The 15,166-nt window shown below is 67.9% G+C and carries 17 protein-coding genes; 8 read left to right on the top strand and 9 right to left on the bottom strand.

What is annotated here, in order from left to right; genetic code table 11:
* Positions 1 to 75: 75 nt before the first annotated feature.
* From BUE16_RS12005 to BUE16_RS11965, 9 genes are all read right to left on the bottom strand, one after another.
* Positions 76 to 1,158: a hemolysin family protein gene (locus tag BUE16_RS12005; RefSeq protein ID WP_073310081.1), complete on the bottom strand. Its 1,083-nt coding sequence runs from the start codon at positions 1,156 to 1,158 to the stop codon at positions 76 to 78.
* 115 nt (positions 1,159 to 1,273) lie between these two features.
* Positions 1,274 to 2,356, bottom strand: coding sequence for a Gfo/Idh/MocA family protein (locus BUE16_RS12000; protein ID WP_073309987.1), 1,083 nt, complete (start codon positions 2,354 to 2,356; stop codon positions 1,274 to 1,276).
* A gap of 66 nt (positions 2,357 to 2,422) precedes the next feature.
* Positions 2,423 to 2,617, bottom strand: coding sequence for a hypothetical protein (locus BUE16_RS11995; RefSeq protein ID WP_073309985.1), 195 nt, complete (start codon positions 2,615 to 2,617; stop codon positions 2,423 to 2,425).
* 1 nt (position 2,618) lies between these two features.
* A complete protein-coding gene (locus tag BUE16_RS11990) occupies positions 2,619 to 3,797 on the bottom strand; it encodes an ABC transporter ATP-binding protein (RefSeq protein ID WP_073309982.1) in 1,179 nt (392 codons plus the stop codon).
* A 4-nt stretch (positions 3,798 to 3,801) separates the two neighbouring features.
* Entirely contained in the window at positions 3,802 to 4,740 is a 939-nt protein-coding gene (locus tag BUE16_RS11985; protein ID WP_073309980.1) for a carbohydrate ABC transporter permease, read from the bottom strand.
* Positions 4,737 to 5,744, bottom strand: a complete 1,008-nt coding sequence (locus tag BUE16_RS11980; protein ID WP_079991628.1) for a carbohydrate ABC transporter permease — start codon at positions 5,742 to 5,744, stop codon at positions 4,737 to 4,739. Before BUE16_RS11980 ends, BUE16_RS11985 begins: the two co-directional genes overlap by 4 nt.
* A 52-nt stretch (positions 5,745 to 5,796) precedes the next feature.
* Positions 5,797 to 7,302, bottom strand: coding sequence for an extracellular solute-binding protein (locus tag BUE16_RS11975; RefSeq protein WP_073309978.1), 1,506 nt, complete (start codon positions 7,300 to 7,302; stop codon positions 5,797 to 5,799).
* 130 nt (positions 7,303 to 7,432) lie between these two features.
* On the bottom strand, positions 7,433 to 8,500 hold the full coding sequence (locus BUE16_RS11970) for a TrmB family transcriptional regulator (RefSeq protein WP_073309976.1): 1,068 nt from the start codon (positions 8,498 to 8,500) through the stop codon (positions 7,433 to 7,435).
* A 97-nt stretch (positions 8,501 to 8,597) separates the two neighbouring features.
* Positions 8,598 to 9,575, bottom strand: a complete 978-nt coding sequence (locus BUE16_RS11965) for an aldo/keto reductase (protein WP_200778432.1) — start codon at positions 9,573 to 9,575, stop codon at positions 8,598 to 8,600.
* A gap of 169 nt (positions 9,576 to 9,744) precedes the next feature.
* Here BUE16_RS11965 and BUE16_RS11960 point away from each other — a divergent pair, with 169 nt between their 5' ends.
* The 8 genes from BUE16_RS11960 to BUE16_RS11925 all read left to right on the top strand — a co-directional run bounded on the left by BUE16_RS11960 (position 9,745) and on the right by BUE16_RS11925 (position 15,128).
* Positions 9,745 to 10,233 carry a 50S ribosomal protein L11 gene (locus BUE16_RS11960; protein ID WP_073309972.1) on the top strand — a complete coding sequence of 163 codons (489 nt, stop codon included), beginning with the start codon at positions 9,745 to 9,747 and terminating at the stop codon, positions 10,231 to 10,233.
* Between the two features lie 283 nt (positions 10,234 to 10,516).
* Positions 10,517 to 11,155 (top strand): 50S ribosomal protein L1, encoded by a 639-nt coding sequence (locus BUE16_RS11955; RefSeq protein ID WP_073309970.1) that lies wholly within the window; start codon positions 10,517 to 10,519, stop codon positions 11,153 to 11,155.
* Entirely contained in the window at positions 11,152 to 12,207 is a 1,056-nt protein-coding gene (locus tag BUE16_RS11950; protein ID WP_073309968.1) for a 50S ribosomal protein L10, read from the top strand. The genes BUE16_RS11955 and BUE16_RS11950 overlap by 4 nt, the downstream gene beginning before the upstream one ends.
* Before the next feature lie 24 nt (positions 12,208 to 12,231).
* Positions 12,232 to 12,582: a 50S ribosomal protein P1 gene (gene rpl12p, locus BUE16_RS11945; protein ID WP_073309965.1), complete on the top strand. Its 351-nt coding sequence runs from the start codon at positions 12,232 to 12,234 to the stop codon at positions 12,580 to 12,582.
* A gap of 129 nt (positions 12,583 to 12,711) precedes the next feature.
* Entirely contained in the window at positions 12,712 to 13,959 is a 1,248-nt protein-coding gene (locus tag BUE16_RS11940; RefSeq protein ID WP_073309963.1) for a tripartite tricarboxylate transporter permease, read from the top strand.
* An 80-nt stretch (positions 13,960 to 14,039) separates the two neighbouring features.
* Positions 14,040 to 14,225 (top strand): HVO_2753 family zinc finger protein, encoded by a 186-nt coding sequence (locus BUE16_RS11935; protein ID WP_073309961.1) that lies wholly within the window; start codon positions 14,040 to 14,042, stop codon positions 14,223 to 14,225.
* Positions 14,226 to 14,227: 2 nt separating this feature from the next.
* Positions 14,228 to 14,494 (top strand): elongation factor 1-beta, encoded by a 267-nt coding sequence (locus tag BUE16_RS11930; RefSeq protein WP_073309959.1) that lies wholly within the window; start codon positions 14,228 to 14,230, stop codon positions 14,492 to 14,494.
* 187 nt (positions 14,495 to 14,681) lie between these two features.
* A complete protein-coding gene (locus BUE16_RS11925; RefSeq protein ID WP_200778429.1) occupies positions 14,682 to 15,128 on the top strand; it encodes a universal stress protein in 447 nt (148 codons plus the stop codon).
* The last annotated feature ends 38 nt before the right edge of the window (positions 15,129 to 15,166 follow it).

The raw sequence follows: 15,166 nt of genomic DNA, 5'->3' as shown, positions 1-15,166 counted from the left end.
CGACGGAACGACGCCTGCCGACGGACTGCTCCCGACGATCCCCGGTGACGGCGTCCCGACGGCGCCGCGATCGAGCTACGGAGCGCCGGCGGACCGCTCGCTCGCCTCCCTGTCCATCGGGTCCTCCAGTTCGCCCATCACCTCCTCGAACGCGTCCGTCGCGGTGAGCAGCCCGCGGATCTCCCCCTCAGAGACGACGAGTGCGAGCTCTTGTCCCTCGATCTGGAAGCGGTCGATCGCGTCGGCGACGGTCGTGTCGGGCGACAGCGTCATCGGCGGGGCCGCGACCTTTCGGAGGTCGTGGTCGGGGTTCGCGAGGCTGTCCACCTCGCGTAGGAACGCGGGGACGTACACGATGCCGAGGAACTCCTCGCCGTCGTCGCCCAACAGCGGATAGCGCGTGTGGGGCGTCTCGCGTATCCGCGCGAGGTTCTCCGCCCAGGCGTCGCCGGTCGAGAGCGGCACGATGTCCTCGGCGGGCACCATGATCTCCGCGACGGTTCGCTCGCCGACGACTAGCGCGTTGACGATCTCCTCGCGCCGCTCCTCGGCGATATCGCCCTCTTCGAGGGTCGAGTCGAGGCTCCTGCGCAGATCCGCCCGGCTCTCGATGGCGTCCGCTTCGGTCTCCAGCCAGGCGCCGGTCATCTCGACGCCGAACAGCTTCAGCGTCGCCTTCGCGACCCAGTCGCCGAACGTGATGATCGGCGAGATCACCACGTGGAAGTAGTACAGCGGGGTCGCGCCGTACCGCGACACCTGCCGTGAGCGCTCCACGCCCAGGTACGTCGGCGTCTGCTCGCCGTGCGTGAGATGGAGGAGGTTGATGATGACGAACGCGATGACGGCGCCCGCTCCGGCGGAGGCGAGCGCGGTGTTCGCGAACACGGGCGCGAACAGCGCCGCCAGTGCCGGCTCGGCGACGATTCCGACAGCGATGCTCGACGCCGTGATCCCGACCTGGCAGGTCGTCAGGTAGATCTCGAGCTGTTGGGTCATCTCCCAGGCGCGCTCCAGCGCCGGGGTGTCGCCGACGAACTCCTCCTCGGAGAACTGGCGCGCCCGCGTCAACGCGAACTCGATCGCGACGAAGAAGCCGTTCGTGAGGATCAGGCCGGCCCCCGCGAGGAGTCTGATCAGGATCTCCGGCGTGCTCATCGCTGTGGTGACCATCGCCCTCGCGTTGCGACCGACGGGAGAAAAACGGGACGGCTCGCACGGAGCCCGGGTCGGGTGTGAAGTCGGGTTCGGAGCCCGCGTCCCAGAGCCCGCGTTACTCGTCGAGGCGGACCGCCCGCCCGGTTTCAGTGCAGCGGTAGATCCCGTCGATGACGCGCTGGACCGTCAGCGCCTGTTCGACGGTGTTGCGCGTGGGTGCCTCGCCAGTCTCCACCGCTTGGAGGAAGGCCGCCTGCTCGGCGCGGTGGGTGTCGATGTCGCGGGTGTCGACGTCGGTGTCGGTGAGGTGGTGGCCGCCGCCGACGCCGTTCTCGAAGAGCGTGAGGTCGCCGCTGCCGCGGTCGAAGTGCGCGCCCGCCTCCGTCCCGCGGACGAAGAAGTCGTTGTTCTCGGGGCGGTTCGTCGCCCACGCGGCCTCCAGCGAGACGGTGGCGCCGTCTGCGGTCCGGATGAACGCCGAGACGGAGTCGTCCACGTCGAAGTCCTCGGGGCCGGAGTCGTCGCCCCACATGTCGATGTAGGTGTAGTCGTCGCGGCCGCCGAACTCCGAGCGCGCGACGCCGGAGACCTCCACGACGTCCGGGAAGTCGAGGAAGTACAGCGCGAGGTCGATCGCGTGGACGCCGATGTCGATGAGGCTGCCGCCGCCGGAGACGTCCTTCGTCGTGAACCACGATCCGCGGCCGGGCACCCCCCGGCGGCGCACGTAGTTCGCCTCAACGTGGCGAACGTCCCCGAAACGGCCCTCGCCCTGGTAGTGTTTCAGCACCTCTACCGGCGCAGCGAAGCGGTTGTTGAAGCCGACCATGCAGATCCCGTCGGCCTCGCGAGCGGCGTCGGCGATGCGTTCGGCCGACTCCAGCGTGTGCGCCAGCGGCTTCTCGAGGAGCACGTCGAGCCCCCACTCCAGCGCGGAGACGGCGTACTCTTCGTGGAACCGGTTCGGCGTCGTGAGGAGCACGGCGTCGACCATGTCGTACAGCTCGCCGGCGTCCTCGAACGCGTGCGCGTCGAACTCGTGGACGAAGCGCTCGCGGGCGCCGGCGTCGACGTCCATCCCCCCGACCAGGTCCGCGCCGAGTGATTCGAGGCGCTCTGCGTGGTGGTGGCCGATGCCGCCGAGCCCCACGATGCCGACGCGAACGCCGGATGGATCGAACCCGTCGACGAGCGTCATCGTCGCACCTCGGGGATACTACTCGGGATCGAGTAACACGTCATGGTCGGACGGAAGAGGGGGGAGTCAGTATAGTTGTCGTTCCTGTTCCTCGCGCTCGGCATCCGCCTCCGACTGTCGCTTGAGCCGGCGGCGGCCGCGGAGGTACCGGCGCGCGAGCGGAAGCAGACGGTTCTTGCCGTCGCGCGCCAGCGCGTACAGCCCGTACGCCCACGGGATGAACAGCAGCGCCACCGCGAGGAGGTACAGGGTCTCGACCATCCTACTCGGCCTCCTCTCCGGTCGCGTCGGCGGACGCGCCCGTGGCCCGTGCGACCCCGTGGACGAGCGCCTCTCCGGTGTCGTCGTCGAAGAGGTGGATCTTCGCGCGGTCGAGCGCCACGTTGATGAGATCCCCCTCCTCGAGCGTGCTGTCGGGCGAGACGCTCATCAGGAGGGTGTCGTCGCCGCTCACGTCGCCGCCCATGCCGGACTCGGTGTCCTCCGCGAGCATGAGGTAGACGAAGATCTCGTCGCCCATCGGCTCGAGGACGTCGACCTCGGCGTCGATCAGCTCCGTCGGATCCGCGGCGTCGTCGAGAGTCTCCTCCGGGTAGACGTCTTCCGGCCGGACGCCGAGCGTCACCGGCGTCCCGGGGGAGATCCCGACGCCCTCCGTCGGGAAAGTGACGTCGTAGTGGGCCGAGGAGAACCCCGACCCGGTCAGGTCCCCGTTCGTGAAGTTCATTGCCGGGGATCCGATGAACCCGGCGACGAACTCGTTCCTGGGCTCGTTGTAGCAAGTCAGCGGCGCGGCGAACTGCTGGAGTTCGCCCTCGTTGAGGACGGCGATCCGGTCGGACATCGTCATCGCCTCCGCCTGGTCGTGTGTGACGTAGATGATGGTCGTCTCCAGCTCCTTGTGGAGCCGCTGGAGCTCGGTGCGCATGTGGACGCGCAGCTTCGCGTCGAGGTTCGCCAGCGGCTCGTCCATCAGGAACACCTCGGGCTCGCGGACGATGGCGCGGGCGATGGCGATGCGTTGTCGCTGCCCGCCCGACATCTCGTCGGGCATGCGGTCGAGCATCCCCTCCATCTGGACGATGCCGGCGGCGTCGTCGACGCGGCGGTCGATCTCCGCTTTCTCGTAGTCCCGCAGGCGCAGCCCGAAGGAGATGTTGTCGTACACGTCCATGTGCGGGAACAGGGCGATGTTCTGGAACACCATCGAGATGCCCCGGTCCTTCGGAGGAAGCGTCGTCACGTCCCGATCGCCGATCATCACCGTCCCGTCGCTGGGAGAGGTCAGGCCGGCGATCATCTCCATCGTCGTGGACTTCCCGCACCCGGACGGACCGACGAGCGTGATGAACTCGCCGTCCTTGATGTCGAGGTTCATCTCCTCGACAGCGGTCACGTCCTCGTACCGTTTCGTCACGTCTGTGAGTTGAACTCGTGCCATTGTCTTACTCCTTGAGTGCGCCCGCAGTCAGCCCGCTCACGATCTTCTCTTGCGCGACGACCACGAGGATCGCCACCGGCACCACGGCGATGATGCTGCCCGCGGCCATGATGCCGTAGGTGACCTGGAACTGCCCCGCACGCTGCAGTTGGAGCAGTCCGCCCACGATGGGTGCCCAGTTCTCGGGCTGGCCGTTGTTCATCAGCTGGCTGAAGAAGAACTCGTTGTACACCGCGATGAACGTCAGCACGCCCGCTGTCGCCACTCCCGGCGCCGACAGGGGAACGATGACCCGGAACAGCGCACCGAGTCTGGTCGTCCCTTCGACCCGCGCGGCGTCCTCCAGCCCGTCTGGGATCTGTCCGTAGAAGGTGGTGAGAATGAAGATCGACAGGGGCATGAACAGCGAGCTGAACGGGAGGATCATCGCTCCCGGCGTGTTGTACAGCACCAGCCCCTGGATCACGTTCCCTGTGAACAGCTGGTACAGCGGGACGAAGAACGCCGCCGGCGGGAAGTAGCTGATCGCGAGCACGAGCAACATCAGCGGCGTCCGGCCGGGGAACTCCAGCCGACCGAACACGTATCCAGCGAGGCTCGACAGCAGCAACACGATCGCCGTCGTCGTCAGCGCCAGCACGAGGCTGTTGAACATGTACCGCAGGAAGTTGATCTGGCGGAACACGTCCAGGAAGACGCCGAAGTCAAATGCGGCCGGGACCAACTGAAGCCCCGCAGCCTCCGGCGTCACTGCCAGCACCAGTAGGAAGTAGAACGGGAACAGCGTCGTGACCAGGAAGAACCCGGTCGCGACGTAGAACATCGCGCGGTACGCCCGCTCGGGGTCGTCGATCGACCTGTTGATCCACCGCTGGAACGGCCCTCGTTTCAGTTCGGGCTCGGTCTGGACGCCGCCGTCCGGGCGCGTCGTGTCGTCGTTCATACGTCACCACGGGCGTAGCCAACGATGTACACCGAGACGATCGCGGCGATGATGGCCGCGGTGATGAACGCGACCGTCGCCGACGAACCGAGCATCCGGTTGTTGAACGTCGTGATCACGAGACACGACAGCGAAGGCACCGTCGTACACCCCGCTACGGTCTCGATGAGTCCGTAGATGCGCATCGCCTGGATCGTCCGGAACAGCATCGCCACCATCACCGTCGGCAGGATGATCGGGAAGGTGATGTACTTGAACCGCTGCCACGGCGAGGCGCCCGCGACCTTCGCCACGTCGTAGAGGCTCCGGTCGATCGACTGCATCCCCGCGAGGATGAGCAGCGCCATGAACGCCGTCGTCTTCCACACGTCGGCGACGATCACGATCATCGTGGCGTCCTGGGCGTTCGCCAGCGGCGTCGTCGTCAGCAGCCCGATCTGGTTCAGGAACGCGGGGTTGTCGGAGGTGCCGACGAGGAAGCCGAGGTTCGGCTGGAACATCAAGAAGAAGATCATCCCCTGGACGACGATCGGGATCGCCCACGGCAGGATGATCGCTACGCGGACCCACCGGCGTCCGCGGAAGTTCTGGTCGAGCACCAGCGCCTGCACGAACCCGATGATCGTCTCGAAGAACACGCTGATGACCGTGAACACCACCGTCACGGCGAGCGCGCTGTTGAACATCGCGCCCACCGTGAGCGACTGCGGCAGGAACGGCGACGGCAACAGCGCCGTCCGTTCGCCGGTGAGGATCGCGACGTAGTTGCCCAGGCCGATGAACTCCCCGACGCTCGCCTGTCCGAGGCTGTCGGCGAACAGCGAGAGCTGGAACGTCGACACCAGTGGCCAGAACGCGATCGCCCCCAGCAACAGGAACGCCGGCGTCAAGAGGAGATACGCGTACTGGGTCTCCGAGAGGTTCTCCATCCACCGGACGACGGCCACGTACGGCCCCGACCGCTCGCGCCGAGGAGCGCTTCCCGTCGGTTGTTCAGTGCTCATGACACTTGGTAACGATTGTACATTGAATATATAATTCTGTCGTGCCGCCGTCTCAGACCTGGCTCTCGATCGACTCCAGCGACTTCTTCAGGTCGGTCATCGCCTTCTTCGGGGTCTTCTGCTGGCGGATGCTGGCGTTGACCTCGCTTGCGATCTGCGTCGACTCCTGGGGCCAGACGACCGTGACCGGCCGCGGGAGCGCGTTCTCGCCGGCGACCTTGAGCGAGTCGACGTACCGGCCGATGGGCTTGAGCTGGCGCGTGCGTTCGGTGGCGATGAGGTCCGGGATCGGGGGGATCCACCCGCCGATCTCGAACATCTTGATGCGAACCTCGTCGGTCTGGAGCGCTTTGAACAGCTGGACGGCGGCCTGCTTGCGCGTGTCCGTCGCGTTCGGGTTGAGGGTGAGGTGCCACCCGCCCAGCGCCGACGTGCTCCCGCCGATGGTCTCGTACTCGGAGTCGCTCTGGCTCACGGCGTACGGGATCGGCATCACGCCAAGGTCCTCTCCGAAGACGTCCTCGGCGGCGTTGATGTTGATCGAGTACGGCCAGTTGCGCAGGGCGATCACGTCGCCGTTTGTGAACGGCTTGCGCGAGGACTCCTCTTTGTACTGGACGACCGCGTCCGGCGAGATGTCCTTGATCCCGTCGAGCGCCGCGGGGTCGTTGCCCGGTCCGTAGATGAACGAGCGCATCATTCGGACCGCGTTGATCACGTTCTCGCTGTCGACCGTGACCGGCCGCTCGCCGATGGGGCCGAAGTAGTTGTCGAACGTGCCGAAGTACGACCCGCCGTGCGAGCCCATGAACTCGATGAAGTCACAGCAGGACAGGCCCTCGTAGGCGGCGCCCTGCCAGTTGAATCCGGTCTTACCGGTGGCGTCCATGGTCTTCTTCACGACCTCCGAGAACCGAGTCCACGTCATCGGCTCGGTCGCCCACTTGTCGAACTCGGCGTCCGAGTAACCGGCCTGCCGCATCAGGTCCTTGCGGTACTGGATGGTCGGGAAGTCCGCGAACAGCGGGATACCGTAGAGGTCGCCGTTCTGCCCCTGTGCGGTGGCGACCATGTTGTCGAGGTAGTCCTGTTTCACTGTCTCCGTGATCGACCCGGGCAGTACCTTGCTGAGGTTCGCGAGCTGCCCCCGGGCGATGAACGGGATCGTCCACCCGTTGTCCATCATGAAGACGGTGGGCTTCTGCTGCCCCGCCGAGAGGATCTGCTGGTACTTCGAGCGGCGGTCGCCCGTCGTGAACGACCCCGCGAGGAACTCGACGGTGATATTGTCCGGGAGGCCGCCGTCCTCCCGGAGCGTCTTCATGATCGCCTCCTGAGAGTTGGCGAAGTTCGAGTCCGCCGCCACCTGGATCGTGATCTCCTCCTCGGGCGCGGCCGTGTCGATCGGCGTCCCGGTCGCGGTGTCCGCTCCGCTACCGTCGCCGTTTCCACTGCCTCCCCCCATGCAGCCCGCCAGCCCCAGAGTCGCACCGGCGCCGCCAGCTGCGGCGAGGTACTCGCGCCGCGCCACGCCGTTCCGTGTGTTGTCGTCAGACATCACGCTGGCATAGGGAACAATCATTAATATAGGCTATGGGTTTTACAACGGCTGTTGTTAATTATATTGGGTCCGTCCTGTCAGTCAACATTTGAGAATCCTTCCCCTCTGTCGGGCGAATGACGGGCGATCAATCGAGCGGCGGCGCGTCGACGATCGTGAGTCTCGTTCCCTCGATATCCTCGACAATCGCGCCCCACCCGCCGACGCTGACGTGTTCGCCGTCGACGTCGAGGTCGACGGTCACCTGCCCGGCCAGCTCGTACCCGGTGTCTGATTCGGAGGCGAACGGGACGCGTACGTCGACGACGGTTCCCACGACGGTGGACTCCTCCCCGGTCTTGGTGTCGTATCCCTCGACTCGGAGCGTGATAGGGGCGTCCTCCCAGCCGATCGCCCGAAGGTCGCGGACGAGGTGGCGTACGTCGAAGTACTCGATCGGGAGCCCCTCGCCGGTGGCGTCGTACACCGTCTCCCACGGCTCCCACAGCGTGGTGAGGAAGTACCAGTAGAACACGTACGTGTGCGTCCGGTCGTTGACGAGCACGCCGTAGCGGTCGTAGGAGTCGGGGTGATGGGCGAACGACGCCTGCCGACGGTCCGCGAGCGCGACGAACGGCGCGGCCAGCGGTCGGTGGCGCGCCTCGATGCACGTGCCCTCGAAGAGGTCGAGGTCAGGCGGCGCCTCGTCCTCGTCGGTGTGGACCGACACGCGCACGGAGACGCCACGGTCGACGGCGTCCCGGAGGGACGGCGCGAGCCGACGGAGGTTCCCCGTCGTCGTCGACAGCAGGATCTGGTGGTTCGCATCCGTGATGAACGCCTCTGCGCGCTCGATGACGGTCCGAAAGCGCGTGACGATGCTCGCGCCGCCGGCCTCCAACTCCGGCTGCTCCCACCGCTGTTCTACCTCCTCGGCGGCCGATTCGAGTCGCTCGGCTCGATTCCGTAGGTCGTCGAGCACCACCGACGGGCTGTGGGCGCGAGCCCGCAGCGACTCCGCCTCGTAGGTCTCGATATAGTCTAACTCCTCCAGCGTCCGTAACACGTCGTAGATGCGCGGCGCGGGCACGCCGCTCGCGTCCGCCACGTCGGTCGCCGACGCCGTCCCCAACTCCAACAGCGCGACGTACGCCTCGGCCTGATACGGTGAGAGCCCCGCCGCCTCCAGCGTCTCGACGAGCGACTCGGTCTCCATGGCGGGTGGCCGTCGTGCTCGGGGAAAACCGTACCGCCTGCGGGCGCTCGGCGCGCCGACGCGTGCTCGCGCGGCGTCGGACCGGCCTCGGGACGGCTCAGTCCTTCCCGGGTGCGGGCCATCGGGGCGTCTTCGGCGCCGCGATGCGGGCCGCCTCCTCGTCGGTCAACTCGACCGAGAGCGCGCCGACGTTCTCGCGGAGGTGGTCGCTCGACCGTGGGCCGACGATCGGCGCGTCGACCACGTCTCGGTCGAGCAGCCAGGCCAGCGACACCTGCGCCGGCGTCGCGTCCCTCGCCTCGGCGACCGCGCGGATCTCCTCCAGCACGGCCCAATTCTCATCGGTGAAGCGGTTCTGGGTGTACTCATCGGCGGCCGCGCGCAGCCCGGACTCGGGGTCGGCGTCACGCTCGTACTTGCCGGTGAGGAAGCCGCCGGCGAGCGGTGACCACGGGATCACGCCGACACCCTCGCCGGCGCACACCTCCAGCAGGTTCGCCTCCTCGTGGCGGTCGACGGCGTTGTACTCCGGCTGCATGCAGGCGAACCGCTCGTAATCCTCGACGTCGGAGGTGTACAGCGCCTTGGTGAACTGGTAGGCAGTCATCGTCGAGGCGCCGATGTAGCGGACCCGTCCCGTCTCGACGAGCCGGTCGAGGGCGGCGAGCGTCTCCTCGATGGGAGTGTCGTCGTCCCAGCGGTGGATCTGATAGAGGTCGATGTAGTCCGTGCCGAGGCGGTCGAGGCTGGCCTCGACCTGATCGAGGATGTGCTTCCGAGAGAGCCCTGACCCGTTCGGTCCCTCGAACATGTCCCCGTACACCTTGGTGGCGAGAACGAGCTCGTCGCGGTTCGCCGAGGCGACCGCGTCGCCGACGATCTCCTCGGACTCTCCGGTCGAGTAGACGTTCGCCGTGTCGAGGAAGTTGATGCCAAGGTCGAGCGCCTCGTGGATCAGGTCGATGCTCGCGTCGCGGTCGTTCATCATCCACGGCAGCTCGCTCCCGAAATTCATGCAGCCGAGACACAGCTGCGACACGTCCAGCCCCGTGTCGCCCAGTGTCGTGTACATCATCGAGTCTGACTCAGTCATTGGTTGGACGGCGTCGCCGTGGGGGATAAGGCCCTGTGATCCCGAACCGGACCGTGACCCCAAACCGGGTTGCGAGCCGATCACACGCACGCAACCGCCGGGATCGGTCGCAAAGACAATCCTTAAACGACGCGACGGGGAATCCGAAAGCATGGCTGGAACCATCGAAGTGCTCGTTCCCGGCGGCCAGGCCAATCCCGGCCCGCCGCTCGGTCCCGAGCTCGGTCCGACGCCGGTCGACGTGCAGGCGGTCGTCTCGGAGATCAACGACCAGACCGCCGCCTTCGACGGCATGGAAGTGCCCGTCACAGTCGAGTACGACGACGACGGCTCCTTCAGCATCGAGGTCGGCGTCCCGCCGACGGCGGAGCTGATCAAAGACGAGGTCGGCTTCGAGACGGGCTCGGGCGAGCCCCAGAATGACTTCGTCGCCGACATGTCCGTCGAACAGGTGAAGAAAGTCGCCGAGCAGAAGCTGTCCGACCTGCTCGCGTACGACGTGAAGGCCGCCGCCAAGGAGGTCGGCGGCACCTGTGCGTCGCTGGGCGTCACCATCGACGGCGAGGACGCCCGCACGTTCGACGACCGCGTCGACGCCGGCGAGTACGACGACGTGCTTGCCGACGAAGCCGCGGCGTAACCACCGGTTCCACTTCTCGCACGCCGGCCGCCGATACTCGCCGGCCGGCGCGACGCCTCGACCGCCCAGCCGCAGTGACCGCGTGGGGGCAGCGACCGCGTGAGGATCGTCGACAGCGTGGGTACGGTTCTCCGTCGGCGAGCGGCGCGCCGTGTCACTCCCAACCGTGGGGGACGGCCCTTCGACGGTCTTAAGTGTCGCGTGGGCGGATTCAACGGTGAGACAGGCGTACGCCTGTTTCACTGACCCGTAGGAGCATTCCTGCGTACTACGGAGGTGAAAAATGGCAGATTCAATCGAGGACGCAGTATCCCAAGCACTGGAGACCGCCCCCGCTCGCAACTTCCGCGAGACCGTGGATTTGGCGATCAATCTCCGGGACTTGGACCTCAACGACCCGTCGAATCGAGTTGACGACGAAGTCGTGCTCCCGGCCGGCACCGGCCAGGAGACACAGATCGTCGTCATTGCGGAGGGCGAGACCGCCCTCCGCGCGGAAGACGTCGCAGACGACGTCCTGTCAGGCGACGACCTCTCGGATCTCGCATCCGAAGAGAACGACGCCAAGGACCTCGCCGATGAGACCGACTTCTTCATCGCCGAGGCCGATATGATGCAGGACGTCGCGTCCAACCTCGGACGCATCCTGGGGCCGCGCGGCAAGATGCCGACGCCGCTCCAGCCCGACGACGACGTCGTCGAAACCGTCAACCGCATGAAAAACACCGTCCAGATTCGCTCGCGCGACCGCCGCACGTTCCACACGCGCGTCGGCGCCGAGGATATGACGGCCGACGAGATCGCCGACAACATCGACGTGATCGTCCGCCGACTGGAGGCGGACCTCGAGAAGGGGCCGCTCAACATCGACGGCATCTACGTCAAGACGACGATGGGGCCGTCCGTGGAGGTGCCCGTATGAGCAGTTCCGCACAGGAGCGCAAGACCGAGACGATCCCCGAGTGGAAGCGCGAGGAGGTCGACGAGCTGACGGAGTTCGTCGGCTCCTACGACGCCGTCGGCGTCGTCGACCTCACCGGCATCCCGAGCCGGCAGCTCCAGGACATGCGCCGCGACCTGTACGGGGAGGCCGAGCTGCGGATGTCCCGCAACACGCTCATCGAGCGCGCGCTCGACGAGGTAGACGAGGGCGTCGAAGGCCTCTCCGCGTTCGTCTCGGGCCACGTCGGCCTCATCGGGACGAACGACAACCCCTTCGGGCTGTTCAAGCGGCTCGAGGCGTCGAAGACCTCCGCGCCCATCGGCGCGGGTGAGGTCGCCCCGAACGACATCGTCATCCCCGAGGGTGACACGGGAGTCGACCCCGGTCCGTTCGTCGGCGAGCTGCAGCAGGTCGGCGCGGACGCCCGGATCGACGGCGGGTCGATCAAGGTCATGTCCGACTCGCACGTGCTCGACGCGGGCGAGGAGGTCTCCAACGATCTCGCTAACGTGCTCGGCGAGCTCGGCATCGAGCCGAAGGAGGTCGGCCTCGACCTGCGCGCCGTCTTCGCCGACGACGTGCTGTTCGAGCCCGAGGAGCTCGCCATCGACGTGGACGAGTACCGCGCGGATGTCGAATCCGCCGCGGCGGCGGCGCGGAACCTCTCGGTCAACGCCGCCTACCCGACCGCCCGCACCGCGGGCACCCTGCTCGGCAAGGCCGCCGGCGAGGCGAAGGCCGTCGGCCTGTTCGCCGCCATCGAGGACGAGGAGCTGATGCCCGACCTCGTGGCCCGTGCGGACGCCCAGCTGCGCTCGCTCGCGGCCGCCATCAACGACGACGAGGCGCTCCCCGAGGAGCTCCGCGGCGTCGAGGCGCCCGCGGCCGAGCCTGCCGTCGAGGAGGAGCCGGATGAATCGAGCGACGACGAGGACACGGAAGCCGAGCCTGCCGACGCTGACGCCGACGCCGCCGATGACGATGACGACGACGGCGACGGCGCGGAAGGCCTCGGCGCGATGTTCGGATAAGCGATCAACACACTACACAGGACCATGGAATACGTTTACGCTGCACTCATCCTGAACGAGACGGGCGAGGAGATCAACGAGGACAACGTCACGGCGGTGCTCGAAGCCGCCGACGTCGACGTCGAGGAATCCCGCGTGAAGGCCCTCGTGGCCGCGCTGGAGGACGTCGACATCGAGGACGCCATCGAGACGGCCGCCGCCGCGCCCGCCGCGGGCGCCGCCGGTGGCTCGGCTGGCGGCTCCGCCGACGAGGCGGACGCCGACGAGGGCGCCGCAGACGACGGCGACGAGGCCGACGAGGCCGAAGCCGAGGAGGACGACGACGAGGACGACGACGAGGGCTCGGGCGAGGGCCTGGGCGAGCTCTTCGGCTAACGCCGGCGACGCGCACCTCGTCTCGACCGACTCGACACGCGATCACAGTTCTTTCGACGCCGCCCTGGTAGCCGTCGAGCCGTCGATTCGACCGTCGACCAGCCGTCCCCGGGGGAGTGTTGAAGTCCGATGACGGGTCCACTGCCCCCGGTGCTTCCGCTTCCCGTCGCCCCGCCGGCCGCGATCTCCCTGCTCGCGTACACGCTCGCGGGCTGTGCGCTCGGCTGTTGCAGCGGGCTCGTTCCCGGTTTGCACGCCAACAACTTCGCGTTCCTCCTGGCGGCCGTGGCGCCCGCGCTCGACGCGCCGCCGGTCCCGCTGGGCTGTGCGATGCTCGCCGCCGGCGTCGTCCACACGTTCCTCGACGTGGTGCCGTCGCTGGCGCTGGGCGTCCCCGACGCGGCGATGGCCGCCGCCGCACTCCCCGGTCATCAGTTGGTCGCCGAGGGTCGGGGCCGCGAGGCGCTCCGGCTCTCGGCTGTCGGGTCGGGACTGGCGCTCGCGATCGCGGTTCCGGCTGCAGTCGCCGTCACCGCGGGGATGCGCGTCGCATACCCCCACCTCCGGGCGTGGCTCCCGGTCGTGCTCGGCGGCGTGGCGCTGCTGCTCGTGCTCACGGAGCCGACGGCCCGGCGCAGGCTCGCCGGGGGGTTCACGTTCGCGCTCGCGACGGCGCTGGGGCTCGCCGCGCTCGCCGCGCCGACGGAGCCGCTCGTCGCCGCCGGCGGCGTCCTGGCCCCGCTGTTCGCGGGGCTGTTCGGCGTCCCGGTGCTCGTCGACGCACTCGGCGGCACGGGGGTTCCGCCGCAGGCTGACGCTAGGATCGGGCTGTCGCGGCGCGAACTCGCCGGGGCTGCGGCCGCGGGCGCCGGCGGCGGCGCCGCCGTCGGCTACCTTCCGGGCGTCTCCGCCGGCGTCGCGGCTGTGCTCGCGCTCCCGGCGACTGCCGGCCGGGATCCCACGCGAGAGTACGTCGTCGCGACCAGCGGGGCGAACACGGCGACGGCCGTGTTCGCGCTGTTCGCCTACTGGGCGTTCGACGCGACGCGCTCGGGGGTGCTCGTCGCGATGGGAGACGCCGGCGTCCCCGCCGCGCTCCCGACGCTGGTTACCGCGGTGGCGATCGCGGCTGGTGCCGGAACGGTCGGCGTGATTGTTCTCGGTGACGCCGCGCTCCGGGTCGTCGGCGCGCTGCCCCACGCGCCGCTCGTCGCTGGGGTGCTCGTCGGGCTGGCGCTCCTGTCGGTCGCGTTCGTCGGGGCGGTCGGGCTGGTCGTGTTCGCTGCCGCCGCGGCGGTCGGATTCGTTCCCGTCAGGTTCGGTTGTCGGCGGGTCCATCTGATGGGCGTCCTCCTCGGGCCGCTCGCGCTCGCGTGACTCACCCCCGGTGCCCGTGCCATGTCTGTCTCCTCGTCGGAAAGACAATCGTTAAAAGCCGCGCGCCGGTCTTTAGCCGTATGAGCCAGTCAGAGTCAGAGCAGCGTTCCGAGCGACGCTGCGTCTCCTGCGGCATCAACGTCGCGGGCACGGCCGCGGCGACGTTCAAGTGCCCCGACTGCGGCACGCAGATCAGCCGGTGCGCCAAGTGCCGCAAGCAGAGCAACCTCTTCGAGTGTCCCGACTGCGGCTTCCGGGGGCCCTGACGATGGGGAAGGTCGCCGCGAAGATGAAGGTCATGCCGAACAGCCCCGAGATCGACCTCGACGATCTCCAGCAGAAGCTGGAGGAGTCGCTCCCGCAGGGCGCCGAGATCCGCAACGTCGAGCGCGACGACGTCGCGTTCGGTCTCGTCGCGCTCCTCCCGATGGTGGTCGTCCCCGACGACGCGGGCGGCACCGAGGCCGTCGAGGAGGCGTTCTCGGGCGTCGAGGGCGTCGAGAGCGTGAAGGTCGAGGAAGTCGGCCGACTGTAGTCGCGGACGCAGGTTCTCGGGCCGGCTTCGGCCCCCGTTTCTGTGTTCCACTCCTCCGCCAGCGACGGCCCGGAGCGCCGGAGGGGTCCCATTCGCGTTACGAATCGAAACACGAAACCGCGAGACGCCGACCCGATCGTGCGAAGGCTTAATGCGACCCCGGCGTCTGGGTACGTCAGACAGTCACATGGGGATGTACGATCGGATCCTCGTTCCGACGGACGGCTCCGACGGCGTCGAGCGTGCGGTCCGCCACGCGGTCGACCTCGCGGTCCAGCACGGGGCGACCGTCCACGCGCTGTATGTCGTCAACTCCGCCTCCTACGCCGGGATGCCGATGGAGTCGAGTTGGGAGGGGATCGACGAGATGCTCCGGGGCGACGCCGAGGACGCCGTCTCGCTGGTCGAAGCGCTCGGCGACGACTACGAGGTGCCCGTCGAGACGGCGGTGATCGACGGCTCGCCGAGCGCCGAGATCGTCCGCTACGCGGAGGCGAACGACTGCGACCTGATCGTGATGGGCACCCACGGCCGCGGCGGTATCGACCGCCTGCTGCTCGGGAGCGTCGCCGAAAAGGTCGTCCGCGGATCGAGCGTGCCGGTGCTCACGGTTCGGGTCACCGACGCGACGTAGCACGCACCCGCTGCGTCGGCGCCGCGGCTGCGGAGACG

Source organism: Halobaculum gomorrense (assembly GCF_900129775.1).
GTDB classification, from domain to species: Archaea; Halobacteriota; Halobacteria; order Halobacteriales; family Haloferacaceae; genus Halobaculum; species Halobaculum gomorrense.
This window is presented reverse-complemented; position numbering and strand designations above follow the sequence as displayed.

Excerpts from the sequence above, each read along its gene's own strand:
- BUE16_RS12005 (WP_073310081.1), bottom strand. The coding sequence starts at position 1,158 with ATGAGCACGCCGGAGATCCTGATCAGACTCCTCGCGGGGGCCGGCCTG.
- BUE16_RS12000 (WP_073309987.1), bottom strand. The coding sequence starts at position 2,356 with ATGACGCTCGTCGACGGGTTCGATCCATCCGGCGTTCGCGTCGGCATC.
- BUE16_RS11995 (WP_073309985.1), bottom strand. The coding sequence starts at position 2,617 with ATGGTCGAGACCCTGTACCTCCTCGCGGTGGCGCTGCTGTTCATCCCG.
- BUE16_RS11990 (WP_073309982.1), bottom strand. The coding sequence starts at position 3,797 with ATGGCACGAGTTCAACTCACAGACGTGACGAAACGGTACGAGGACGTG.
- BUE16_RS11985 (WP_073309980.1), bottom strand. The coding sequence starts at position 4,740 with ATGAACGACGACACGACGCGCCCGGACGGCGGCGTCCAGACCGAGCCC.
- BUE16_RS11980 (WP_079991628.1), bottom strand. The coding sequence starts at position 5,744 with ATGAGCACTGAACAACCGACGGGAAGCGCTCCTCGGCGCGAGCGGTCG.
- BUE16_RS11975 (WP_073309978.1), bottom strand. The coding sequence starts at position 7,302 with ATGTCTGACGACAACACACGGAACGGCGTGGCGCGGCGCGAGTACCTC.
- BUE16_RS11970 (WP_073309976.1), bottom strand. The coding sequence starts at position 8,500 with ATGGAGACCGAGTCGCTCGTCGAGACGCTGGAGGCGGCGGGGCTCTCA.
- BUE16_RS11965 (WP_200778432.1), bottom strand. The coding sequence starts at position 9,575 with ATGATGTACACGACACTGGGCGACACGGGGCTGGACGTGTCGCAGCTG.
- BUE16_RS11960 (WP_073309972.1), top strand. The coding sequence starts at position 9,745 with ATGGCTGGAACCATCGAAGTGCTCGTTCCCGGCGGCCAGGCCAATCCC.
- BUE16_RS11955 (WP_073309970.1), top strand. The coding sequence starts at position 10,517 with ATGGCAGATTCAATCGAGGACGCAGTATCCCAAGCACTGGAGACCGCC.
- BUE16_RS11950 (WP_073309968.1), top strand. The coding sequence starts at position 11,152 with ATGAGCAGTTCCGCACAGGAGCGCAAGACCGAGACGATCCCCGAGTGG.
- rpl12p (WP_073309965.1), top strand. The coding sequence starts at position 12,232 with ATGGAATACGTTTACGCTGCACTCATCCTGAACGAGACGGGCGAGGAG.
- BUE16_RS11940 (WP_073309963.1), top strand. The coding sequence starts at position 12,712 with ATGACGGGTCCACTGCCCCCGGTGCTTCCGCTTCCCGTCGCCCCGCCG.
- BUE16_RS11935 (WP_073309961.1), top strand. The coding sequence starts at position 14,040 with ATGAGCCAGTCAGAGTCAGAGCAGCGTTCCGAGCGACGCTGCGTCTCC.
- BUE16_RS11930 (WP_073309959.1), top strand. The coding sequence starts at position 14,228 with ATGGGGAAGGTCGCCGCGAAGATGAAGGTCATGCCGAACAGCCCCGAG.
- BUE16_RS11925 (WP_200778429.1), top strand. The coding sequence starts at position 14,682 with ATGGGGATGTACGATCGGATCCTCGTTCCGACGGACGGCTCCGACGGC.